This is a genomic window from Vibrio qingdaonensis (assembly GCF_026191675.1).
In the GTDB taxonomy this organism is placed as follows: Bacteria; Pseudomonadota; Gammaproteobacteria; order Enterobacterales; family Vibrionaceae; genus Vibrio; species Vibrio qingdaonensis.
In genome coordinates this window covers 1-956 of the sequence record NZ_JAKRRY010000128.1, presented here as the reverse complement: position 1 = coordinate 956, position 956 = coordinate 1, and the positions used below count along the sequence as shown (strand labels likewise).

The 956-nt window shown below is 46.3% G+C and carries 1 protein-coding gene; it reads left to right on the top strand.

Annotation, left to right across the window (positions count from 1 at the left end; translation table 11 throughout):
* Positions 1-939: elongation factor Tu (tuf, locus tag MD535_RS25625; protein WP_265678110.1), on the top strand; the 939-nt coding region annotated here is incomplete at its 5' end.
* Positions 940-956: the final 17 nt, after the last annotated feature.

The window sequence follows — 956 nt, the reverse complement described above, 5'->3', positions numbered from 1 at the left end:
CCAGGACACGCGGATTATGTTAAAAACATGATCACTGGTGCTGCACAAATGGATGGTGGTATCCTTGTTGTTGCTGCAACAGATGGCCCTATGCCTCAAACTCGTGAGCACATCCTACTAGGCCGTCAGGTTGGTATCCCTTACATCATCGTATTCATGAACAAATGTGACATGGTTGATGACGAAGAGCTACTAGAACTAGTAGAAATGGAAGTTCGTGAACTTCTTTCTGAGTACGAATTCCCAGGTGATGACCTACCAGTTATCCAAGGTTCTGCACTTGGCGCTCTAAACGGCGAGAAGCAGTGGGAAGACAAGATCGTTGAGCTTGCAGAAGCACTAGATTCTTACATCCCAGAACCAGAGCGTGCTGTTGACCAACCGTTCCTACTACCTATTGAAGATGTATTCTCAATCCAAGGTCGTGGTACTGTTGTTACTGGTCGTATCGAGCGTGGTATCCTACGCGTAGGTGACGAAGTAGAAATCGTTGGTATCAAAGATACTACAACGACTACTTGTACTGGTGTTGAAATGTTCCGTAAACTGCTTGACGAAGGTCGTGCTGGTGAGAACGTTGGTGCACTTCTACGTGGTACTAAGCGTGATGACGTTGAACGTGGCCAAGTACTTGCTGCTAAAGGTTCTATCAACCCACACACTAAGTTCGAGTCTGAAGTATACGTACTTTCTAAAGACGAAGGCGGCCGTCATACTCCGTTCTTCAAAGGCTACCGTCCACAGTTCTACTTCCGTACAACTGACGTAACTGGTGATATCTCTCTACCAGAAGGCGTAGAAATGGTAATGCCTGGCGACAACATCCAAATGGTTGTTGAGCTAATCGCTCCAATCGCAATGGACGAAGGTCTACGTTTCGCTATCCGTGAAGGTGGCCGTACAGTAGGCGCTGGTGTTGTTGCTAAGATCTTTGCTTAATTTTTAGCAAAATCTTG